We start from the raw sequence: 20,738 nt of genomic DNA, 5'->3' as shown, positions 1-20,738 counted from the left end.
GGTCGGGACGACCTCGCGCGGGACGGAGCCGACGAGGAGGTCGTGAGCCGTCGACGCGTTCGCGGTCGATCCTGAGCAGGGAACAAGCGACTCGTTCTGACGCCGCCGTCAGTCGTGGAGGCACTGGTTATCGGGTCCGATCGCGTGGTTGTATTGCCCCATGCCTTCCCGACCTTCGGCCGCGGTGTGGCCGGCTGTGCACATCGAACGGGACATCCTGATCAGGGAACTCGAGTCGCTCACCCCGGAGCAATGGGCACAGCCCTCGCTCTGCCCCGGTTGGGACATTCACGACGTCGTCGCTCATCTCGTGGATTCCGCGAAGACAACCCGCCTCGGTTTCCTCCGTCAATTGATCGCCGCGAGGTTCGATTTCGACAGACACAACGCGAACGGCATCACCAGGGAACGTGCCTCGACCCCGGAAGCGACCCTGGCCGAGTTCCGCCGCGTACGCGATGCAACCAGGACGCCGCCTGCTGCTCCAGCAACCCGACTCGTCGAAGCGATCGTGCACGGTGAGGACATTCGCCGTCCGCTGGGGCTTCCGCGCTCCTACCCGAGTGGGTCGATCGACGTGGCCCTGCGTTATCAGCTCAGAACCGGCATCTCCATGGGCGGCGGCAAGGAACGCGCCGCTGGATTCCGTCTGCGGGCTTCCGATTCGGGGGTCGGGCACGGTTCCGGTCCAGAGGTCGAAGGAACCTCGTTGGTACTGCTCATGGCCATCTCGGGTCGCCCCGTCGATACGGAAGATTTCCGGGGTGAGGGTGCCGCCACATTCGTACGATCGCTGGAACAGGCACCCCGATGAGCAGCCCCGTGCCGGACTGCTCACCCTCAGGCGTCCGCACATGACAGCTGTGCGTCCATAGGCCCGGACATGGTCGACCTGCACCTGTCTGCGCACCGCCTGAGCTTCCTGCACCCGGCCCGCGACCGCTCCGGGGGCCGGGTGCGGCCGTGCCTCGCGAGCTCGGCCGGCGTGCCACTGCCGTGAGCGCCGAGCGACAGGGTCTCGATATGGCCGTTCTGAGTGCCCCTTCGGTGACGTGGCACGGCTCCTGGCTGACAGCGCACCTGGAGTGGGGCCCGGGTCAGCACGAAGACGGCTTCGGACTCCTGCCCGGTGACGAGGTCCGATCCGTCGTCGGCTTCACGTCCTGGGTGAAGCGGCTCTCCCTCGACAAGCAGTGCACCTACTGGTGGATCACCGAGGGTGATGAGGTTCTCGGTGGGATCGCGCTCCGGCACGGATCTCACCCGCTCGTGTCCCGAGCTGGACATCTCGGCTACGGGATCCGCCCAACAGCTCGACGCCGGGGGTTGGCCTCCTGGGCACTCGGTCGCGTCGTGGAGGAAGCCCATCGGCTCGGGATGGACGAGGTGCTGGCTGTCTGCGAGGCTGACAACACCGCGTCGGCGAAGACCCTCGAACGCCTCGGTGGAGTGCTGGAGGACGCGCCCACGGGCAGCCGGGTCCTTCGGTACCGGATGCGGACCATCCCGACGGGCGCGTAGTCATGTCGTCTCGTTCGCGACCTGCGTCGAGTGCTCGCCGCGTGCGCCTGAGGTGGCCCGAGGCGTGCGACCGCCGACGAGCGAGCGGGCGGTCCTGCGCTGGTGGGAGGATCGATCCATGCCGGAAATCGTGATCCCTGCCGGAATCCGCGGGGTGGTGTTCGACGTCGGAGAGACGTTGGTCGATGAGTCCCGTACGTGGACGAGCCTGGCCCGACAAGCGGGAGTGACACCGTTCACGCTGATGGGACTCCTGGGTGCGCTGGCCGCCCGGGACGAGGACCACCGTGGGGTGTGGGACCTGGTGGGGGTCGAGCGCCCGGTCGAGCCTTCCCTGATCGATCACGTCGACCTGTACCCGGACGCACTCGATTGTCTGCGCGCTGTCAGCGACGCGGGTCTTGTGGTGGGGATCGCCGGGAACCAGCCGCGTGGTGTCGAGGTCCAGTTGCGGGATGTCGGTTTCGACGCGGACTTCATCGCTTCGTCGGCCGCCTGGGGGGTAGCCAAGCCCTCGGCGGACTTCTTCTCCCGGATCATTCTGGACGCACAGCTCGATGCCCGCGAGATCCTGTACGTCGGAGATCGGTTGGACAACGACATTCTGCCTGCGCGTCGGGCCGGTATGCGGACCGCCTTCATCCGCCGTGGCCCCTGGGGATACCTTCACGCGCAACGCGCGGAGGTCGAGGTGGCTGACGTGCGCATCGAGTCCCTCGCCGAACTGACGACGGCGTTCACCTGAAGGTGGACGGCTCGTCCTCGACGGGTTCGACAAGCGTTCTGAAACCGCAGTTCTGGTGCACGGGGGGGCGGAGCAAACCGCCCCATCGGATGAAGTACCGTCTGTGGAATGCCTGACGCTGTCTTCGATCACCCTCGTGTGGCCCGCGTCTACGACCCGCTCGATCCCGACCGCAGCGATCTGGACACCTACCTGGACCTTGTCGACGAGTTCGGGGCCACCGCGGTCCTGGACGTCGGGTGCGGTACGGGGACCTTCTGCTCCCTCCTGGCAGGGCGCGGCATACAGGGGCTGGGCGTCGACCCCGCTGGAGCATCCGTCGCCGTCGCCCGGACCAAAGCCGGCGCCGACCGGACGACGTGGATCGTCGGGACCGCCGTGGACGTGGCAGTTGATCCTGCGCACCGACGCCACTTCGACCTGGCCACGATGACCGCCAATGTCGCTCAGGTCTTTCTCGACGACGAGGAGTGGCTCGCGACCTTGCGGGCGATTCGGGCATGTCTGCGCCCGGGTGGGCGCGTGGCGTTCGAGAGCCGTGTGCCTTCCGATCGAGCCTGGGAGCGGTGGACGAAGGAGCTCACCCATCGGGTGGTCGAGGTGGACGGCGAAGGGCCTGTGGAGGACTGGGTGCAACTGACCCGGGTCGAGGGGGAGTTCGTGACGTTCGAATCCCCGACCATCTTCCTGGCTGATGGTGAACGCATCGAGTCCACCTCCACCCTGCGCTTCCGCGCGCAGGATGCCTTCCACCACTCGTTGTCGGAAGCGGGCTTCGGCCGGATCGAGGTTCGCGACCTTCCCTACGCACCCGGTCGGGGATGGCTCATCGTCGCGCGGGCCTGATCACTCGGCGTCCTCGGCAGGACACCGTCGAGGACGTCATCGACCACCGTCGCCGATCACCGTCGCGTATTCAGCTCGTGGATCTCACTCTTCTCCTCGGGCGTGAGATCCGAGACGGCCAGGATGTCCTGCAGCACGGCGGACTTGCCGGCGATGTAGCGGTGGATGTCCATATCCGGTTCGCCTGCCAGCTGTCGTTTCACCGCGCCGTACCGGTCCCGGAGGGCGGGGTCCGCGCGGAGCGCCGCCCGTACGGCCAGGTGGTTGCGAAGGTGCAGGGTGCCGGTCACGCACAGGTAGACGTTGCGGGCCGGTGTCTCATCGGGTGCCGCGAAGGCTTCGCGGTCCGTTACTCCGAGGTCTCCACGGTGTGCGTAGCCCGCGCGTTCGAGCGCTTCGATGGCGGGAGGAACGACGTCGCGCCGAACGATGATGTCGATGTCGAGGATGGGCTTGGCCGGTAGACCCGGGACCGCCGTCGAGCCGACGTGCTCGATCGAGATGATCGGGAGCCTGCCAGGACGGTCCCCAGAGCGTCGGCGACACACCGGTACTGGCGGCCCAGTCCGGCGAGTACGGCTCGATGATGATGCCGGCGCCGTACCGGTCGGCCTGTGGAGTCGAGCTCATTTCGTGCGCGCCGGTCGGACGGTCGGGGGCGCATGGGCGCCTGCTGCGATCCAGGCGTCCAGGTCGCGTGGCCGCCGGAAGGACAGGACGGGAGGCATCGACGGATCAGCCCTGATCGCCTCGATCGCGTGCCGTTTCCGGGTGAAGGTCCTGAAATGCCAGCTGATGATGGAGTCCTTCGCGAGGGCACGGCCGAGGGTTTCCGTGTTGCCGTTGCACACCGGGTGTCCGCCGACGATGCGGCGGACCGTCCGGCGGACGAGGCGTCCGAGGGAGAGCCACCGCGGGTAGTCGAGGAACACGATCAGCTCGGTGCGGGCGAGGACGATGTCCCGCCAGGACGAGTAGGCACTGTCCAGGACCCACCGGTGACGAGGGAGTAGGCGTGGGCAGCCGAGGTCTTCCCGCTGCCTGTTCCGCCATGGAAGAGGACCCGCTGGGCCGGTGCCGCCGTCATGGCCCCCACCGTAACTCCCCGGAGGATCGTCGGAGCGGACCTGCACGCGCCGGAGGTTCCTGGGCCCTAGACGCGACCGAGGGTGTCGATGTCCGCCAGGAAGTCCTGGTAGACCTCGTCGCTGACGGTGGTCCGGGTCTCCCCGATGGCGTCCAGATAGTCCTGCGTGGTCGGGCCCTTCCGCCCCGCCGCGCGGACGGACGCCACGCCTCCGGAAGCCGATCCGCCGTCGTCGTACACGGCTTTTTCCAGGGCGCGCTGCGAGGCGCTGCGGGCGGCGTACTCGATGTCCGCGGGGGAGAACCCCCGGGTGCGTTCCACCAGCAGCGCCACGTCCACGGCGTCCGCCACGGGTGCGGGGATGAAGCGCTGCCACATCGCCTCGCGGGCCTGACGGTCCGGCAGGCCGATGGGGATGACGTAGTCGAACCGCCCGTGCCGCAGGAACGCCGTGTCCAGGGCCCGGATGAAATTGGTGGCGCACACCAGCAGCCTCCCGGGCTGTTCGCGGAAGGCCGGGATGATCTTGAGGAGTTCGTTCGTGACACCCTGCAGGGGTGACGGCGGCTCGCCGGAGCGGTGCGAGGCGATCTCCTCGACCTCGTCGATGAAGACCACGGCGTGTTCCAGTTCGGCGATCTCCAGGAAGGTCTCGCGGAGGGCCCCGGCCAGTCCCTGGGGATTGGCCGCCAGGCGGGAGGGGAACACCTCCACGAAGGGCCACTCCAGTCGGGAGGCGATGGCCTTGGCGAAGGTGGTCTTGCCGGTGCCCGGTGGGCCGAAGAGGACGACGGCCCGCGGCGGTACGACACCGAATTCATCGGCCAGATCTGCCTCGGCGAGTGGAAGCACGAGGCGGCGTTCCAGTAGCTCTTTCTCCTTGCGCATCCCCGCCACCTTCTCCCACTGGTCGCGAGCAAGGATGCGGCCACCGAGTTGGCCCAGTGCGCCGAGCTCCTGTCGCTGGACAGGGATGGTGCGCTCGAAGTACCGCAGGTTCTTCTTCAACGCGAAACCACGGCTCAGGAACGCTTCGACCCTCGTCTCCGATTCCGGCATCAACGCCGAGAGCTTGTTCAGCCCGTGCGGTGACATGCTGTTCTCGACGGCCGTCAGCAGCGAGGTGCCGATACCGCGGCCACGATAGTCGGGAAGAGTGGCCAGGAAGACTATCCAGCCCTGGTCGTGTGCGGCACGTCCGACGGCCGCGCCGACAACCTGGTCGCCCTGCACCGCCACCACGGCGTGATCCTTCTCGCAGGACGCGAGCACCTCGGAGAGGGCATACACCGGGTCGACGTTGCTCGCCTTGAGGGTCTCCCACAGGTGCAGGATTCCGTCCAGGTCCGCCGAGTGGAAATCCCTGATCCGCCAGGTAGTCATCCCATGTCTCCTCTAGGTCTTCTTCTGCCTTCGTGAAGCCCACCGAGATCGAACCGGCCCGCGGCGTGCGTGGTCCGCATGGAACCACTCAACCCCACGCTGGGACCCAGGACCGCCCATGTCAATCCCGGCTGTCGCACGCTGCCGCATGCCTTGTCGGTTGTGCGCGGGCCTGGGTCCGCATCGTTCGCCGGGTGTTCCCGGGCCCGTTTCACCCGCAAGTGGTGATGGGTGCCCGCACGTGACGCGCTAGCTTGGCAACCGTGCGTTCGACCAGCTTCTGTCGCCCGTAAGGCTTCACCCAAGGCTCCTGTCCTTCGGCGGACGGTCAGCGGAAGGAAAGGGAATGCCCACCTGCCACCCCTGGCCCACCGATCTGGTTCTCCCGGACCTATCGGCGACGCCGCACACCCGGAGCTCGCCTTTCGCGCCGATGTCGGCCGACTCCCGATCGGGTGGTCGGGCATGAGCGGCCCCGCTGCGTCCTCGGCCGGTCTGGACCCGATCGCTGTGATCCGTTCCAGGTCCTACATCGCCGCGCTCGTCCTGGCGGCCGTCCTGGGTGTACCCATCTCGATCATTGCGTACGGTTTTCTCGCGTCGGTCGCGACGATCCAGCAGTTCGTCTTCGTCGGTCTGCCGGATCAGGTCCTCGGGGGCGCTGCTCCGGCGTGGTGGCCGGTTCCGTGGTTGATGCTGTGTGGGCTGCTGACGGCACTGACCATCCGGTACCTGCCGGGCACCGGTGGCCACTCACCCGCTGCAGGGTTCACGACGGGCGGCGCTCCGCCCACCGGTCGGGAGCTCGTGGGCATCGTCCTCGGTGCGCTGACCACGCTCAGCCTTGGTGCAGTGCTCGGACCGGAAGGCCCGCTGATCGCGATCGGTGGCGGCCTCGGTGCGTTGACGATCCACCTGGTGAAAAGGACGCTCCGCCGATGGCCCTGACGATCATGGCATCGGCCGGCAGCTTCGCAGCGATCAGTACCCTGCTCGGCTCTCCTGTGCTCGGCGCGTTCCTGATCATGGAGGCCGCGGGGATCGGGGGGATGACACTGAGCCTGGTGGCCCTGCCCGGGCTGCTCGCCTCCGGCGTCGGGGCGCTGGTGTTCGTCGGTCTGGACGGCTGGACCGGGCTGGGCAGCTTCTCGCTGGCGCTGCCCGTGGTGCCGCCCGCGGAACCGCCGACTCTGGCGACGCTGGGCTGGGCGGTGATCATGGGCATCGTCGGCGCCCTGCTGGGATGGCTGATCCGCCGGGCCGCGCTGTCGCTCCGCCCGGTCGTGCATCGGAACCGGGTCCTGGTGACCACCGCGCTGGGCCTGCTGATCGGCCTGACCGCGATGGCGTACCAGGTGATCTCAGGTCGCACCTTCACGCAGGTGCTGTTCTCGGGGCAGGAGGCACTCCCGGAGCTGGTCGGAAACGCCGCGGACTACTCGCTTCCTGTGCTGGTCCTGCTGATCGTCTGCAAGACCCTGGTCTACGGGCTCTCGCTGAGCGCCTTTCGTGGTGGTCCGGTGTTCCCTTCGATGTTCATCGGCGCGGCGCTCGGTATCGCTGCGAGCGGGCTGCCGGGAATGGATCTCGCGGCAGGGATCGGCATGGGCATGGGCGCCATGTGCGCAGCCATGCTGCGGCTGCCGTTGACGTCGACGCTGCTGGCCACGCTGCTGCTGGGCGCCGACGGGGTGGCCGTGACACCCCAGGTGGTCGTGGCTGTGGCGGTGGCCTTCGTGATCATCAATGTTCTCCCGGACCCTGGTCCGAAGGAGGCCGGGACACCGCACGATCGCGGGAGTGTCAGGCCACCGGCCCGGTCGGGCACCGGCCATGCACCTGGGAGCTCGAGGGCGGCCCGATCGACCGTCCACGACCGGCGGATCGCCTGGCTGTTCATCATCGGCTCGAGTCTGTTCGCCCTGGGTGCGGTGCCGCCGTACGCGGAGGCTGTGGGGTCGCACTGGTGTGGACTCACCTTCTTCATCGGTTCGCTGTTCTTCACCTGCGCGGCGTACCTGCAGTACCGCGAAGCCGTCGACGCGCTCCCGGCTGGGGGCACCACGGCGGGCCGTTCGTTCTGGGCCCGGGCGCCACGGGATCTCATCTGGCTCGCGGCGGCGATCCAACTCGCCGGCACCCTATGGTTCAACTGGAGTACGGCGAACGCTCTGGTGGCCGATCTCAGTACGGCGTTGACCGAGCAGCGGGTGTGGCGACCCGACGCCCTGGGTTCCGTGGCATTCCTCGTTTCAAGCGGTGTGGCGTTGAGATATGCCCGTCGCAGTGCCGCTGCGGGCAGGCTCAGGCCGCGGACGTGGACGTGGACGATCAACCTGATCAACGCGGCCGGCTCTGTCGCCTTCGGCATCTCGGCAGTCGCGGCCTTCGTCGTCCCGTCCAGCGGCGACGTCTGGAACGCCGGGCTGTCCAGTCTCGGCACATTCGTGGGAGCACTGTGCTTCCTCACCGGCGCGATCCTGATGCTGAGTCCGGAACCCACCGGCGCCCCGGTTCCTGCGGACCAGGGAATCCATCCGTAAGTTCCTGTCAACTGTTCCTGAAGGAGAAGTCATGTCAGTAGATTCCCACCAGACGAACGCCGACGCGGCATTGTTCGGCAACCGATTCGTCACCGAGGAGGTTCCGAGCCGGGAGTTCCCGGAGACCGGCATCTCTGCCCAGGATGCGTTGCGCCTGGTGTCGGAGGACCTGGCGCTGGAGGGCGATCCGGCCCGGAACCTGGCGACCTTCGTGACGACGTGGATGGAGCCGGAGGCCCAGCGGATCATCGCCGCGAACCTGCACCGCAACTTCATCGACCACGCCGAGTACCCCCGCACGGCCGAGATCGAGCAGCGCTGCATCCGGATGCTCGCCGACCTCTTCCACGCACCCGGCGAGACGACGGGAGCCCGGACGCAGGGATCATCCGAGGCGATCATGCTCGGAGGTCTGTCCCTGAAGTGGAACTGGCGCAAGCGTCGCGAGGCCGCCGGTGCGTCGACGTCGAGCCCCAACCTCGTGTTCGGCGGCGACGTACACGTGGTGTGGGAGAAGTTCTGCCGCTACTTCGACGTCGAGCCGCGGATCGTGCCGCTGCAGCCGGGGAAGTACACCATCGGCCCGGACGATGTGCAGCCCTACATCGACGAGAACACCATCGGCGTCGCAGCAGTCCTGGGGACGACGTTCACCGGGCACAAGGACGACGTCGTCGGCATCAACGACCTGCTGCTCCGGATCAGGAACGGACGAGGGCTCGATGTGCCGCTGCATGTGGATGCAGCGAGCGGAGGGTTCGTCTGGCCCTTCCTCTACCCGCACTCCGAGTGGGACTTCCGGCTCGAGCAGGTCCGCTCGATCAATGTCTCCGGGCACAAGTTCGGGCTGGTCTATCCCGGCATCGGCTGGCTGATCTTCCGGGAGAAGGCCGACCTCGCCAGGGACCTCGTCTTCGAGGAGAACTATCTCGGCAAGACCGATTCGACCTTCACCCTGAACTTCTCCACAGGCTCGGCGATGGTCCTCGCCCAGTACTACAACCTGGTGCGCTACGGCCGCGCCGGCTACACCTACATCATGCAGAACATGCAGACCAATGCCCGAGTCCTCGCCGAGAAGCTGGAGGCCATGGGCCGGTTCGAGATCATCGGCCCCGACGAGGAGCAACTTCCCCTGGTCGCGTTCCGGCTGGCCTCCGACCCCGGGTACAACGAGTTCGACATCGCCCGGCAGCTCTCGGCCGAGCGCGGCTGGATGGTGCCGGCGTACACCCTGCCGCCGGACGCCCAGAACGTGACGATCATGCGGGCCCTGGTGAAGGAGACGATGAGTCGCGAGCACGTCGACACGCTCGCCCGCGACATCGAGGAGGCGTGCTCCACGCTGGCGAAGAAGGGCGGTGCGCACGAGTCGGAACGGAACAAGATCGTCACCGGATCCGGCCACTGAGCCTCTGCAGCGGGTGACTCGAGCACCGAGGCCGACGACCCACTCATGATCCGTCGGCGGGTCCCCGCGTGCGCAGCAACGGGCAGCTCTCTGCCTGCCGCGGTCAGAGGCCCGTGCCGGAGGGTGAGACGAGGATCTTGACGGCCGTCTCGTTCCGATGGATCAGCGTGTCGAACCCCTCCTCCACGAGTCCGTCGAGTCCGATCCTGCCGGTGATGAAGGGGGCGAGGTCGATCTTCCCCGACTCCACGAGTTCGATGGCTGCGGGGTGGGAGTTGACGTAGGCGATGGTGCCGCGCAGGTCGATCTCCTTCATCACCAGCTTATGGATGTCGAAGTCCGACCGCTTGCCCCAGATCGAGACCACGACCAGCACCCCCGTGGGCCGCAACGCGTCCATGAGGGTGTCCAGGACCACCTGCACGCTCGTGCATTCGAACGCCACGTCCGCGCCCTTCCCGCCGGTCAGCTTGCGCACCTCGGCAGCGACATCCGTGGCACGGGGATCCAGTGCATGATCGGCCACCCCGGACTCGAGCGCCTTCTGGCGTCGCAGCGGGCTGAGCTCGGACATCACCACCGTGACGCCGAGGGCCTTGAGGACGGCTGCGGTCAGCAGGCCGATCGGTCCCGCTCCACCCACCAGGGCCACGTCCCCGGCCTGCGCCCCGGAGCGGTTCACGGCGTGATAGCCCACCGACAGGGGCTCGATCAGCGCTGCCTGATCGAGGGGCACCGACGCGGCAATGGGATGCACCCAGCGTCGTTGCACGGCGATCTTCTCGCCGAGGCCACCGCCGCGTCCGGCCAGGCCGATGAAGTTCATGTTCTGGGACAGGTGGTAGTCCGTGCTCTCCGGACCGGTCTCGACGTCGTCGCCGATGATGTAGGGCTCGACGACGACATGCTGGCCTACTGCGAGGTCGTCTACGCCGTCGCCTACCGCGTAGACGACGCCGGAGAACTCGTGCCCCAGCGTGATGGGCAGCGTCTCACCCGAGATCGGGTGAGGGGTGTCGTGGGTGGGGCAGAAGATCGGGCCTTCGAGGTACTCATGCAGATCCGTGCCGCAGATCCCGCACCAGGCCACGTCGATGCCCACCGTGCCGGGCTCCACCTCGGGCTCGGGAACCTCATCGACACGGATGTCCCCTCGTCCGTAATAGCGTGCTGCTCTCATGGTTCCTCCAGACCTCGTGCGCACGTGGCGGACCCACGCCCGTACCTCATGGTAGATCGGGCGGTGACGCGCAGTGCATGCCGTGCCGCTATCCCTGTCCGGGAGGACTGAGGCTCGGTTCGGTCTGTCCCCTCGCCAGGGACACCCCACCGGCCGTGGACGCTTCTTCGCTCGTGCGGCAGGATGCTCCATGGGGACCAGATCCGCCGTCGTTGCTGCCGGCTGCGCAGCTCTCCTGCTGAGTGGCTGCGCCTACGCTGCGTCCTTCTCGGAGGACGAGAAGCGTGCGATGCGGGACAACACCAGTGAGTACCAGCAGGACGGCAGGCAGTTGGGCTTCCAGTCCTCCTACAGCGGTGACGATGGTCCGACCAGCGAGGACATACAGGCCTGCTACGACGAGCATCTGACTCAGGTCGGTTCGATCTGGGCGTCCCAAAGAACGTCACTCACCGGATAGTGGCAGAGCGACGTGCCTGCGCCGGCGGAACTCTCCGCAGAGGGGCTTCAGCTACGGGATGCCCCCGGTATCCTGACCCGCATGGTCGATTCCGTCTGTTCCACGGTGGGCAGTGCCGTATGAAGGCCGTCGTGTACGAGCGCTACGGCCCGCCGGACGTGCTGAGGCTGGAGGACGTCCCGGTTCCGACGCCGGGGGCACACCAGGTGCTCGTCGAGGTCGCCGCGACGTCGATCAACCTCTCGGACTGGGAGGGGCTCCGCGGAAAGCCCGTGTATGCGCGGCTCGGTGGCCTGCGTGCCCCGGCCCGGCGGGTGCTCGGCTCCGATATCGCCGGGAGGGTGGCCGCCGTCGGCTCCGGGGTCACGCGGTTCCGGCGGGGCGATGAGGTGTACGGCGACAATCTGGGGTTCAAGGGCGGCTTCGCCGAGTACGCTGTGGTCCCCGAAGCCGCGCTGGCCCGCAAGCCTCCTGAGCTGACGTTCGCCGAGGCTTCGACGCTGCCGCAGGCAGGTTCGATCGCCCTCCAGGGCACCGCCCGCGCACACCCCGGGCAGCGTGTGCTGATCAACGGGGCGGGCGGCGGTTCGGGATCGTTCGCGATCCAGCTCGCGAGGTCCTCGGGCGCCCATGTGACCGGCGTGGACAACGCCCGCAAGCTCGCCTTCATGCGAAGCCTCGGGGCCCATGAGGTGATCGACCACCGCCGCCAGGACTTCACCAGGCTCGAGCCCTACGACCTGGTGCTGGATCTCGTGGCTCACCGATCCGCGTTCGCCTACGGGAGGGCGCTGACCCGCGGCGGCCGGTATCTCTGCGTGGGCGGAACCACGCGGGCGCTACTGCAGGTCGTGACCCTCGGAACCGCGCTGGGCCTGCTGACCGGACGGCGGCTCGGGGTCCTCGCTGTCAGGGGAGGCCCCGCGCACTTCGAGCCCGTCGCGCAGCGGTGCGTCGACGGCGATCTTCGCATCCACATCGACCGTACCTTCCCGCTCGGGGAGGTGCCGCAGGCCCTCACCTACGTCGGCGCCGGGCACGCGCTCGGCAAGGTCGTCGTCCTACCCTGATCGTTGCCGGACGCCCTTCGTGATGACGGCTACGGGACGATGATCCGGGCCGGCTCGAGCAACGTCGCTCGGCGGATGGCCGCTCAGGAACAGGGTCCCGGGTCGGTCCCGATTGATGATGGCGCCGCGGGTGGCCGCGCCGATTATATGAGGTCCGTCATGAGTTCGGGATGGTAGTTCGACCGGAAGCCCGCGGTGAGGACATCACCCACCCGGAGATCGGCTTTCGTATCGTGGGAGAACGGCCCTTCGTCCTGACCTCCGATTCATCACGACAGTCCGGGGGACAGCGACCACGGTGTCACCCCGCTGCGGGTGAACCGCCCCGGAAGTTGTTGAACAATACCTTGCGCGGATTGTTCAACAACCTGTAGGGTCGTCCCCACCACAGAATGTGACTCCAGTCACCTTGATGTAATGGACGGGCCCATGGCAGATACCCAGAACAGACCGAAGCTGAGCTCCTCCGCTCGGCGCACCGCACTGCTGGGGGCCATGTTCCTCATGGCCACCAGCGCCATCGGGCCTGGCTTCATCACCCAGACCACCGTCTTCACCGCCCAGATCGGCGCAGCGTTCGCGTTCGCCATCCTGGCCTCGATCCTCATCGACATCGCGGTGCAGATGAACGTCTGGCGCGTCATCGGTGTCTCGGGACTCCGCGCGCACGAGCTCGGCAACAAGGTCCTTCCGGGCGTCGGCTGGTTCCTGGCCGGACTCGTCTTCATCGGCGGCGTCGTCTTCAACATCGGCAACATCGCCGGCACCGGGCTCGGCGCCAACGCGATGCTCGGTATCGAGCCCAAGATCGGTGGCGCCATCTCGGCGGTCATCGCGATCATGATCTTCGTGAGCAAGAAGGCCGGCATGGCACTGGACCGCATCGTGGTGATCCTCGGTGCGATCATGATCCTCCTGATGATCTACGTGGCCATCGTCGCCGCCCCGCCCGTCGGTGAGGCGCTCAAGAACGCGGTCCTCCCGGAACAGATCGACTTCCTCATCATCACCACCCTGGTGGGCGGCACCGTGGGCGGTTACATCACCTACGCCGGCGCGCACCGCATGCTCGACTCCGGTGTCACCGGCCCGGACAACGTCCGGCAGATCACCCGCAGCTCGGTGATCGGCATCCTGGTCACCGGCGTCATGCGGGTGCTGCTGTTCCTGGCGATCTTCGGCGTCGTCGCCGGCGGCGCGGTGCTGACCAGTGACAACATGGCTGCCGAGGCCTTCGGTATCGCGGCCGGCGAGATCGGCATGCGGGTCTTCGGCATCGTCCTCTGGGCCGCCGCGATCACCTCGGTGATCGGCGCCGCGTTCACCTCGGTCTCCTTCATCACCACCTCGAAGACACCGGAACGCAAGCGGAACCTCATCACGGTCGCCTTCATCGCCGGCTGCGCCGTGGCCTACCTCTTCCTCGGCCAGGCGCCCCAGGAACTGCTGATCTTCGCCGGCGCGTTCAACGGCCTGATCCTGCCGGTCGGCTTCGGTGTGCTCCTCTTCGTCGCCTGGCGCCGCCGCGATCTGATGCACGGGTACACCTACCCGAAGTGGCTGCTGATCGTCGGCATCGTCACCTGGTTCCTGACCCTGTTCCTCGGCTACACCTCACTCACCGGGTTGGCCCAGCTGTGGGGCTAGGGGCCGCGTCCGCGGGGATGCCGACCGATCCGACGGCGATGCTTCCTGCCGATGCGCGCGCCGCTTTCCGTGCCGGACTGGTGACGCCGACGTCGGGCTGGTCCCGCGGCTACGCGCAGGTGAACGTGCTGTCGATCCCGCGGGATCAGGCGTTCGATCTGTTGCTCTTCGCCCAGCGCAATCCCAAGCCGTGCCCCGTCCTCGGGGTGCTGGAGCCCGGTGAGACGTCCGGGCCGCTGCTGGTCGGCGGGGACATCAGGACCGATGTCCCGAAGTACACCGTCTACCACGACGGCCTTCTGGTGGACGAGCCCACCGATGTCGAAGCGCACTGGCGCGATGACCTGGTGACCTTCCTGTTCGGCTGCTCCTTCACCTTCGAGGCCGCGTTGCAGGACGGCGGCGTCAGGATCGCGCACCTCGATCAGGGCGTGAACGTGCCGATGTACCGGACGAACCGGGAGGCCGCTCCAGCCGGTGCCATGTCCGGTCCACTGGTGGTGTCGATGCGCCCGGTCCCGGCCGCCCAGGTGGCCGACGCCGTCCGCATCACCTCCCGCTATCCGGCCGTCCACGGCGCTCCCGTCCACGTGGGCAATCCGGAGGAGCTGGGGATCGATCTGCAGTCGCCGGACTTCGGGGACGCGGTCCGGATTCCCGAGGGGCACCTGCCGGTGTTCTGGGCCTGCGGGGTGACCCCGCAGGCGGCCGTCATGCAGTCCCGGCCCCCGCTGGCCATCGGTCATGCGCCGGGGCACATGCTCATCACCGACGCCCGGGACAGCGACTACCTGGTGCCCTAGGCCGTGCGGTCGGTCCTATCCGGCTTCGTCGGCGAGGCGGCCCAGGAGCTCGGCCTCCGCGGAGTCCAGATAGGCGCGCAGGCCGGAGGCCGCCTCCTCACGGTGCCCGGCCCGGAGCCGCTCCACGAGCTGTACGTTGCGGTCCACATAATGGCTGTGGAAGTCCGGGGCCGAGGCCATGGCGTGGAACACGAGGCGCATCTCGGCGAGCACGCGGTCCATCAGCGTCCGGAGGGATTCGCTCCCGGTGAGGCCCACCACGGCGCTGTGCAGCGCCTGGTTGGCGTCGGCCATGTCGGCCACCGTTCCCGCGTCGCGCGCTGCCTGTGCCCGCTGGACGATGGACTCCATGGCGTCGAGCACCTCGGGCGTGACCTCGCCCCACAGCGCCGCGGCGGGTTCGATCATCCGGCGTACGCGGTAGATCTCGCGCACCTCCTCGATCCCGGGGGAGGCGACGAACACGCCGCGGTTGGGGATCCGGGTGACCATCGATTCGCCGGCGAGCGTCGAGAACGCCTCGCGCAGCGTGTTGCGGGAGACGCCGAGCGCCGTCGACAGCGCCTGTTCCGACAGCTTCGACCCGGGCGTGAGCTCACCGGCGGCGATGCGACCCCGCAACACGGTGGCGATCCATGCCGCCGTGTGCGCGTGCTCGGCGGTCCCCGCGATCGCGCCGTCGGGCTCCGCTGCTGCTTCTATCGCCATGGTCTCCCCCCGTCCCTCGTCACGAACCGATGCTAGTCCACTGCGCCCAGGACCTCGCCCAGCACCTCTCCCCGTGCGACGGCGGCACCCGGCTGCTGCCCGCCGCGGCGGAAGGTGCCGGCGATCGTCGACAGGACCTCGGTCTCCATCTTCATGGCCTCGATCACCGCGACGGGTTGTCCCGCGCCGATGGTGGCGGCGTCGTCGGCCAGCCACGTCACCAGGGTGCCGCCCATGGAGGCCGTGACCGTGCCGTGGTTGTCCGTCGTCGTGTCGGGGGATGGTACGACGGCGCCGGTGGCACCGTTGCCGGTCATCAGGGCGGTGAAGATCTCGGCGGGGAGCCCCAACTGCACGGCCTTGCCGTCGATCTCCACGGTCAGGGTCTCCCGCCGGGCCAGCCGCCCTGCCGCCCCGCTCGAGAGGGCGGCGTCCAGGCGTCCGGCGAACGCCGATTCGATCCACGTGGTGTAGACCCCGAGCCGGTCAGGATCGGTGAAGTCGGGGTCCCGGACCACCGCGCGGTGGAAGGGGACCACCGTGGGAAGGCCCTCGATCCGCAGTTCGTCGAGGGCGGCGCGGGCGCGGCGGAGCGCCTGCGGCCGGTCCTCGCCGTGGACGATGAGTTTGGCCATCAGGGAGTCGTACTCGGCGGGGACGCTGGACCCGGAGCGCACCCCGGTGTCGACGCGGATACCGGCCCCGGTGGGAGCCTCGAACACGTGGACCGGGCCGGGGGAGGGCAGGAATCCGCGGCCGGCGTCCTCGGCGTTGAGCCGGAACTCGATGGCGTGGCCCTGCGGCGCCGGGTCCTCGGTGATGCTGACGCTCAGGCCGGCGGCGATGCGGAACTGTTCACGGACCAGGTCGACGCCCGACGTCGCCTCGGTCACTGGGTGTTCCACCTGCAGGCGCGTGTTGACCTCCAGGAAGGAGATCACGCCGTCGGGCGCCACGAGGTATTCGACGGTGCCGGCGCTGGTGTAGCCGGCCTCGCGGCAGATGGCGCGGGCCGATTCGTGGATGCGGGTGCGCTGGTCGTCGGTCAGGAACGGTGCGGGGGCTTCCTCGACCAGCTTCTGGTTGCGGCGCTGCAGCGAGCAGTCGCGGGTACCGACGACGACGACGTTCCCGTGCGTGTCCGCGAGGACCTGCGCCTCGACGTGTCGGGGCTTGTCCAGGAACCGTTCGACGAAGCATTCGCCACGGCCGAACGCGACGGTGGCCTCGCGGACCGCCGAGTCGAAGGCGTCGTCGATGTCCTCCAACCGGTGGGCGATCTTCAACCCGCGCCCGCCGCCCCCGTAGGCGGCCTTGATGGCGACGGGGACGCCGTACTGTTCCGCGAACGCGCGGACTTCCTCGGCGTCGGCGACCGGTCCGTCGGACCCGGGGACCAGCGGGGCACCCACTTTGACCGCGATCTCGCGGGCCGTGACCTTGTTCCCCAGGCTGCGGATCGCGGCGGGTGACGGGCCGATCCAGATGAGCCCCGCGTCCTGGACGGCCTGCGCGAAGTCGGCGTTCTCGGAGAGGAAGCCGTAGCCCGGATGCACCGCGTCCGCGCCGGCCCTGGCGGCGACGGCGAGGAGCTTGTCCATGTCGAGGTACGTGTCGGCGCCCGCCGATCCGTTGAGGGCGTAGGCCTCGTCGGCGAGGCGGACATGGAGCGCATCGGCGTCGGGCTCGGAATACACGGCCACCGAGCTGAGTCCCGCATCGGTGCACGCGCGGGCGATGCGGACGGCGATCTCGCCGCGGTTGGCGATCAGGACCTTCTTCATGGCTGCTACTTTCACGAGCTTCGGGTGGGCGGGTGCTGGTGCGGCCGGGGGATCGGCTGCAGGTTTTCGGGATCCACTGCCTGGAACCGCAGACGGGTTCCCGGCGCCAGCTGGGCAGCGACGCCCAGGTCCTCGGGAACGACGACGCCGATCACCGGATACCCGCCGGTCACCGGATGGTCGGCGAGGAAGAGCACGGGCAGGCCCGAGGGTGGCACCTGCAGCGAACCGGCGACGACCCCCTCGCTCGGCAGCTCGTCGGCGGTGAGGCGTTGCAACGGCGTGCCGGTCTTCTCCGTGGTCGGGCCCGGCGTGGTTCCCGGTGCTGCATCGTCCTGTTCACCGACGGCGAGGCGGACCCCGATCCGGTTCGATTCGGCCGTCACGCTCCAGCTCTGGCCGGTGAGCGCCCTGAGGGATTCGTCGGTGAACCAGTCGTGGCGGGGGCCACCGGTGATGCGGAGGAGCACCGGTTCGTGCATTCCCGACCGGACGGTGGCGGGAAGCGTGGAGGGCTCGGCAGCGCCGACCGTGCGGCCCTGGTCCACCACGCCGACCGGAAGCACGGTTCCCGCAGCGAGGGGAGCCGGGCCGATCCCCGACATCACGTCGGTCGACCGACTGCCCAGTACCTCCGGCACGTCGATCCCGCCGCGGATCGCCAGATAGGTGCGCAGCCCGGCGTCGGGCGCGTCCAGATGGAGGGTTTCGCCGTCGTGCAGGGCGAACGGTGAGCACATGGGGGCCGGACGGGGGGTGTCGTCACCGCTGATCCCGGCGGGCGTGAGCGCGCCGGTCAGCGCGACGGTGAGTTCCCCGCGGGCCCTGACGGTGAGGCCGCCGAGGATCGTCTCGATGACCGCGTCACCGGGTGCGTTCCCGACCAGCCGGTTGGCCTGTCGTGCGCTCGCGGTATCGGCGGCACCGGCTTTCGAGACGCCCACGTCGCCGAGGCCGGGCCTACCCAGGTCCTGGATGAGCGACTGCGGCCCGGGCGCGAGGATCTCGAGCGACGGTCCGGCTTCCTCGGGCGTGGCCGGCGACGGGGCGGCGTCGGTGGCAGGGGTGGTCAGCGTGACCGACTCCCGGACGGCCACGTACCGCACCGCGGTCCCCGGTCGGAGGAGGGCCGGCTGCTCCCGGTCCAGGTCCCACAGCCGGGAAGCGGTCCGGCCGATGAGCTGCCAGCCGCCGGGCGAACGGCGCGGATAGACGGCCGAGAAGTTGCCGGCCAGCGCCACCGCCCCGGCGGGGACCGCGGTACGCGGCGTGCTGCGACGGGGGACCGTGAGCGACTCGTTCTCCCCGACCAGATAGGCGAACCCCGGGGCGAATCCGCCGAACGCAGCGGTCCACAGCTGGCCGGTGTGCGCGGCGATGACGCCGTCGGGGTCGAGCCCGGTAAGGCGCCCCACCTCGGCGAGGTCGTCGCCGTCGTACACCACCTCGATCCGCACAGGATCACCGGCTGCGGCCGCGCCTCCGCCGGGCGCGGTATCCACCTGCGCGACGGCGGCGCGGGCGGCACGGGCGTTGGTGCCGGAATCGAAGACGGCCAGGACGGTGCGGGCGGCGGCGAGCACGTCGACCTGCCCGCGGAGCGGGTGCTGCTGCAGGTGCGCGTGCACCGTGAGGACCGACTCCAGCGATTCCAGCTGGATCAGGAGGGCGCGTGGCCCGGCCCAGCGAATTTCGGGAGGAGTCACACGAAGCTCCGGATCTCGATGCCGGCGGCCTCGAGGTCACGGCGGACAGCGGCGGACATGGACACCGCACCCGTGGTATCGCCGTGGAGGCAGATGCTCTCGGCTGTGGTCCTGATGGTCGAACCGTCGCGGGCGATGATGACACCGTCGCTGGCGAGTCGGACCATGTTGGCCGAGACCTCGTCCTCGTCGTGGAGGACCGCGCCGGGTTCGCGGCGGGAGACCAGCGTGCCATCGGGGTTGTAGGCCCGGTCCGCGAAGGCTTCGGCCACCCCGCGGAGGCCCGCCTTCTCCGCGGCCTTCAGTGCCACGGAGCCGGGGAGGAGCAGCAGCGGAAGGTCGCCGCCGAACGCCTTCACGGCATCCACCACGGCCTGCGCCTGGACCTCGTGGGTGACGATGGTGTTGTAGAGGGCCCCGTGAGGTTTCACGTACCTGATGGTGCCGCCGGCCGCCCGGGAGATCGCGTCGAGGGCGCCGATCTGGTAGAGGACGTCGTCGGCCAGCTCGGTGGGAGAGCAGTCGATGAAGCGGCGGCCGAACCCGACCAGATCCCGGTAGCCGACGTGCGCGCCGATCGTCACGCCGGCGGCCACTGCATCCCGGCAGGTCTGCGCGATGGTGGAGGGTTCCCCGGCGTGGAAGCCGCACGCGACATTGGCGCTGGAGACGGAGCGGAAGATCGCGGCGTCGTCCCCCATGATCCAGTTGCCGAACGATTCGCCGACGTCGCTGTTGAGGTCGATGTGAACGATTGTGATCCTCGTCTCTCCTGGGTGGTTCCTCTAGGATGCCCGAGTTCATCAGATTGTTCAACAATTTTCGGGTCCTGGTTTGCCTGGATGGTCCCCGACGCCGTCGGCCTGCCGAGGGAGCGTCGTGCCCGTCATCCGGCGAGGGCGTCGACCGCCTCCCGGGTGAAGGGCAGGGTGCCGTCGAACGGTGTCAGCGTGAACCACTCGCCGTCCTGCCGGGTGGCGAACACGAGAAGAGGACCGGAGGTGTCCAGGGGATCGCCGTCCGGGTACTCCGCGGTGCCGCTGCAGGCGTCGGGCATCGACGAGACACGCACGCTTCCTCCGTCGACCTCCCCCTTCAGGATCTCGTCCACGCGGACCTCGTAGGCGTGGGCATCGACCCCGAAGACGGGCGCTGTCCCATCCCGCGTGCTCGACGACGCGACGACCACGAGGTCGGCGGCGTCGTACTTCTCCTGCGGTGTGGGGAAACCCGCCCAGCTGGGGCAGGAGATGGATCCGGGTCCACATCCGGACAGGGCGCACAGCGCGAGGACACCCAGGACCGGACCGGCACCGCGACTCCTCCTGCGGTGAGGGCGTCGGACACCGGCGCCGGGACCGGGAGCGTTCACTCCTCCGGCTTCGGTTCCATCAGCTGGATGAGATTGCCGCACGTGTCCTCGAAGATCGCCACGACGGCGGCGCCGATGTCGAGCGGCGGCTGGGTGAAGACCACTCCCTTGCCGGTCAGCCGGGTGTACTCGGCCTCGACGTCCCCGACCGCGAACTGGGCCAGTGGGATGCCGTCGTGGACGAGGGCGTCCCGGTACGGCTTCACCGCCGGGTGGCTGGACGGTTCCAGGAGCAACTCGGGTCCGTCCGGCGCTTCGGGGGACACCACGGTGAGCCAGGAATGCATGCCGAGAGGGATGTCCTGGCGCTTCACGAAACCGAGCACCTCGGTGTAGAAGGCGAGTGCCTTCCGCTGGTCGTCGACGAACAGACTCGTCAGGGCTATCCTCATCGCTCACTCCTCTTCCTCGCCGGCCACCGTGTGGCCCAGAGTAGGCCGCATCGCGAGCGCGGAACAGGCCCCGACCGGAT

General features: G+C 68.6%; 21 protein-coding genes. 11 read left to right on the top strand and 10 right to left on the bottom strand.

What is annotated here, in order from left to right; genetic code table 11:
* The first annotated feature begins 160 nt into the window (after window positions 1–160).
* The 4 genes from MWM45_RS11255 (at window position 161) to MWM45_RS11240 (ending at window position 3,112) form a co-directional block, all read left to right on the top strand.
* Entirely contained in the window at window positions 161–814 is a 654-nt protein-coding gene (locus tag MWM45_RS11255) for a maleylpyruvate isomerase family mycothiol-dependent enzyme (RefSeq protein WP_247826518.1), read from the top strand.
* Window positions 815–1,023: 209 nt separating this feature from the next.
* Window positions 1,024–1,521, top strand: coding sequence for a GNAT family N-acetyltransferase (locus MWM45_RS11250; protein WP_247826517.1), 498 nt, complete (start codon window positions 1,024–1,026; stop codon window positions 1,519–1,521).
* A 118-nt stretch (window positions 1,522–1,639) separates the two neighbouring features.
* Window positions 1,640–2,266 carry an HAD family hydrolase gene (locus tag MWM45_RS11245; RefSeq protein WP_247826516.1) on the top strand — a complete coding sequence of 209 codons (627 nt, stop codon included), beginning with the start codon at window positions 1,640–1,642 and terminating at the stop codon, window positions 2,264–2,266.
* Window positions 2,267–2,374: 108 nt separating this feature from the next.
* Window positions 2,375–3,112, top strand: coding sequence for a class I SAM-dependent methyltransferase (locus MWM45_RS11240; protein WP_247826515.1), 738 nt, complete (start codon window positions 2,375–2,377; stop codon window positions 3,110–3,112).
* Window positions 3,113–3,168: 56 nt separating this feature from the next.
* Here the strand turns inward: MWM45_RS11240 and MWM45_RS11235 are convergent, their stop codons facing one another.
* From MWM45_RS11235 to MWM45_RS11225, 3 genes are all read right to left on the bottom strand, one after another.
* Window positions 3,169–3,660, bottom strand: a complete 492-nt coding sequence (locus tag MWM45_RS11235) for a GrpB family protein (RefSeq protein ID WP_247826514.1) — start codon at window positions 3,658–3,660, stop codon at window positions 3,169–3,171.
* A gap of 78 nt (window positions 3,661–3,738) precedes the next feature.
* Window positions 3,739–4,044: a hypothetical protein gene (locus tag MWM45_RS11230; RefSeq protein ID WP_247826513.1), complete on the bottom strand. Its 306-nt coding sequence runs from the start codon at window positions 4,042–4,044 to the stop codon at window positions 3,739–3,741.
* Between the two features lie 221 nt (window positions 4,045–4,265).
* Entirely contained in the window at window positions 4,266–5,582 is a 1,317-nt protein-coding gene (locus MWM45_RS11225) for an ATP-binding protein (RefSeq protein ID WP_247826512.1), read from the bottom strand.
* Between the two features lie 465 nt (window positions 5,583–6,047).
* On the opposite strand from MWM45_RS11225, the gene MWM45_RS11220 reads away from it, so the two are divergent.
* The 3 genes from MWM45_RS11220 to MWM45_RS11210 are packed head-to-tail and all read left to right on the top strand — an operon-like array spanning window position 6,048 to window position 9,536.
* The gene (locus MWM45_RS11220; RefSeq protein WP_247826511.1) at window positions 6,048–6,530 is read left to right on the top strand and encodes a hypothetical protein; all 483 of its coding nucleotides are present in this window, start codon (window positions 6,048–6,050) and stop codon (window positions 6,528–6,530) included.
* Window positions 6,521–8,125: a chloride channel protein gene (locus MWM45_RS11215; protein ID WP_247826510.1), complete on the top strand. Its 1,605-nt coding sequence runs from the start codon at window positions 6,521–6,523 to the stop codon at window positions 8,123–8,125. Before MWM45_RS11220 ends, MWM45_RS11215 begins: the two co-directional genes overlap by 10 nt.
* A 31-nt stretch (window positions 8,126–8,156) precedes the next feature.
* On the top strand, window positions 8,157–9,536 hold the full coding sequence (locus tag MWM45_RS11210) for a glutamate decarboxylase (RefSeq protein WP_247826509.1): 1,380 nt from the start codon (window positions 8,157–8,159) through the stop codon (window positions 9,534–9,536).
* Window positions 9,537–9,639: 103 nt separating this feature from the next.
* Here MWM45_RS11210 and MWM45_RS11205 read toward each other — a convergent pair whose 3' ends face one another.
* Window positions 9,640–10,716, bottom strand: a complete 1,077-nt coding sequence (locus MWM45_RS11205) for a 2,3-butanediol dehydrogenase (protein WP_247826508.1) — start codon at window positions 10,714–10,716, stop codon at window positions 9,640–9,642.
* A gap of 190 nt (window positions 10,717–10,906) precedes the next feature.
* Here MWM45_RS11205 and MWM45_RS11200 point away from each other — a divergent pair, with 190 nt between their 5' ends.
* The 4 genes from MWM45_RS11200 to MWM45_RS11180 all read left to right on the top strand — a co-directional run bounded on the left by MWM45_RS11200 (window position 10,907) and on the right by MWM45_RS11180 (window position 14,696).
* Window positions 10,907–11,176, top strand: coding sequence for a hypothetical protein (locus tag MWM45_RS11200; protein ID WP_247826507.1), 270 nt, complete (start codon window positions 10,907–10,909; stop codon window positions 11,174–11,176).
* A 119-nt stretch (window positions 11,177–11,295) separates the two neighbouring features.
* Entirely contained in the window at window positions 11,296–12,246 is a 951-nt protein-coding gene (locus tag MWM45_RS11195) for an NAD(P)-dependent alcohol dehydrogenase (protein WP_247826506.1), read from the top strand.
* 429 nt (window positions 12,247–12,675) lie between these two features.
* The gene (locus tag MWM45_RS11185; protein ID WP_247826505.1) at window positions 12,676–13,893 is read left to right on the top strand and encodes an NRAMP family divalent metal transporter; all 1,218 of its coding nucleotides are present in this window, start codon (window positions 12,676–12,678) and stop codon (window positions 13,891–13,893) included.
* Window positions 13,894–13,910: 17 nt separating this feature from the next.
* Window positions 13,911–14,696, top strand: coding sequence for a putative hydro-lyase (locus tag MWM45_RS11180; RefSeq protein WP_247826504.1), 786 nt, complete (start codon window positions 13,911–13,913; stop codon window positions 14,694–14,696).
* A gap of 15 nt (window positions 14,697–14,711) precedes the next feature.
* Here MWM45_RS11180 and MWM45_RS11175 read toward each other — a convergent pair whose 3' ends face one another.
* The 6 genes from MWM45_RS11175 to MWM45_RS11150 form a co-directional block, all read right to left on the bottom strand.
* Complete coding sequence (locus MWM45_RS11175) at window positions 14,712–15,404, bottom strand: GntR family transcriptional regulator (RefSeq protein ID WP_247826503.1); 693 nt, start codon at window positions 15,402–15,404, stop codon at window positions 14,712–14,714.
* Between the two features lie 32 nt (window positions 15,405–15,436).
* On the bottom strand, window positions 15,437–17,188 hold the full coding sequence (locus MWM45_RS11170) for an acetyl/propionyl/methylcrotonyl-CoA carboxylase subunit alpha (protein WP_247826502.1): 1,752 nt from the start codon (window positions 17,186–17,188) through the stop codon (window positions 15,437–15,439).
* 11 nt (window positions 17,189–17,199) lie between these two features.
* Entirely contained in the window at window positions 17,200–18,894 is a 1,695-nt protein-coding gene (locus MWM45_RS11165) for a 5-oxoprolinase subunit B/C family protein (RefSeq protein WP_247826501.1), read from the bottom strand.
* On the bottom strand, window positions 18,891–19,649 hold the full coding sequence (locus MWM45_RS11160) for a LamB/YcsF family protein (protein ID WP_247829213.1): 759 nt from the start codon (window positions 19,647–19,649) through the stop codon (window positions 18,891–18,893). Before MWM45_RS11160 ends, MWM45_RS11165 begins: the two co-directional genes overlap by 4 nt.
* Window positions 19,650–19,780: 131 nt before the next feature.
* The gene (locus tag MWM45_RS11155; protein ID WP_247826500.1) at window positions 19,781–20,266 is read right to left on the bottom strand and encodes a hypothetical protein; all 486 of its coding nucleotides are present in this window, start codon (window positions 20,264–20,266) and stop codon (window positions 19,781–19,783) included.
* On the bottom strand, window positions 20,263–20,658 hold the full coding sequence (locus MWM45_RS11150) for a VOC family protein (protein ID WP_247826499.1): 396 nt from the start codon (window positions 20,656–20,658) through the stop codon (window positions 20,263–20,265). The genes MWM45_RS11155 and MWM45_RS11150 overlap by 4 nt, the downstream gene beginning before the upstream one ends.
* Window positions 20,659–20,738 lie beyond the last annotated feature (80 nt).

The sequence above is a fragment of the Arthrobacter antioxidans genome, from assembly GCF_023100725.1.
Lineage (GTDB): Bacteria > Actinomycetota > Actinomycetes > Actinomycetales > Micrococcaceae > Arthrobacter_D > Arthrobacter_D antioxidans.
This window is presented reverse-complemented; position numbering and strand designations above follow the sequence as displayed.

What these genes read in the sequence shown, in the direction of transcription:
- MWM45_RS11255 (WP_247826518.1), top strand. Translation starts at nt 161, where the DNA reads ATGCCTTCCCGACCTTCGGCCGCGGTGTGGCCGGCTGTGCACATCGAA.
- MWM45_RS11250 (WP_247826517.1), top strand. Translation starts at nt 1,024, where the DNA reads ATGGCCGTTCTGAGTGCCCCTTCGGTGACGTGGCACGGCTCCTGGCTG.
- MWM45_RS11245 (WP_247826516.1), top strand. Translation starts at nt 1,640, where the DNA reads ATGCCGGAAATCGTGATCCCTGCCGGAATCCGCGGGGTGGTGTTCGAC.
- MWM45_RS11240 (WP_247826515.1), top strand. Translation starts at nt 2,375, where the DNA reads ATGCCTGACGCTGTCTTCGATCACCCTCGTGTGGCCCGCGTCTACGAC.
- MWM45_RS11225 (WP_247826512.1), bottom strand. Translation starts at nt 5,582, where the DNA reads ATGACTACCTGGCGGATCAGGGATTTCCACTCGGCGGACCTGGACGGA.
- MWM45_RS11220 (WP_247826511.1), top strand. Translation starts at nt 6,048, where the DNA reads ATGAGCGGCCCCGCTGCGTCCTCGGCCGGTCTGGACCCGATCGCTGTG.
- MWM45_RS11215 (WP_247826510.1), top strand. Translation starts at nt 6,521, where the DNA reads ATGGCCCTGACGATCATGGCATCGGCCGGCAGCTTCGCAGCGATCAGT.
- MWM45_RS11210 (WP_247826509.1), top strand. Translation starts at nt 8,157, where the DNA reads ATGTCAGTAGATTCCCACCAGACGAACGCCGACGCGGCATTGTTCGGC.
- MWM45_RS11205 (WP_247826508.1), bottom strand. Translation starts at nt 10,716, where the DNA reads ATGAGAGCAGCACGCTATTACGGACGAGGGGACATCCGTGTCGATGAG.
- MWM45_RS11200 (WP_247826507.1), top strand. Translation starts at nt 10,907, where the DNA reads ATGGGGACCAGATCCGCCGTCGTTGCTGCCGGCTGCGCAGCTCTCCTG.
- MWM45_RS11195 (WP_247826506.1), top strand. Translation starts at nt 11,296, where the DNA reads ATGAAGGCCGTCGTGTACGAGCGCTACGGCCCGCCGGACGTGCTGAGG.
- MWM45_RS11185 (WP_247826505.1), top strand. Translation starts at nt 12,676, where the DNA reads ATGGCAGATACCCAGAACAGACCGAAGCTGAGCTCCTCCGCTCGGCGC.
- MWM45_RS11180 (WP_247826504.1), top strand. Translation starts at nt 13,911, where the DNA reads ATGCCGACCGATCCGACGGCGATGCTTCCTGCCGATGCGCGCGCCGCT.
- MWM45_RS11175 (WP_247826503.1), bottom strand. Translation starts at nt 15,404, where the DNA reads ATGGCGATAGAAGCAGCAGCGGAGCCCGACGGCGCGATCGCGGGGACC.
- MWM45_RS11170 (WP_247826502.1), bottom strand. Translation starts at nt 17,188, where the DNA reads ATGAAGAAGGTCCTGATCGCCAACCGCGGCGAGATCGCCGTCCGCATC.
- MWM45_RS11150 (WP_247826499.1), bottom strand. Translation starts at nt 20,658, where the DNA reads ATGAGGATAGCCCTGACGAGTCTGTTCGTCGACGACCAGCGGAAGGCA.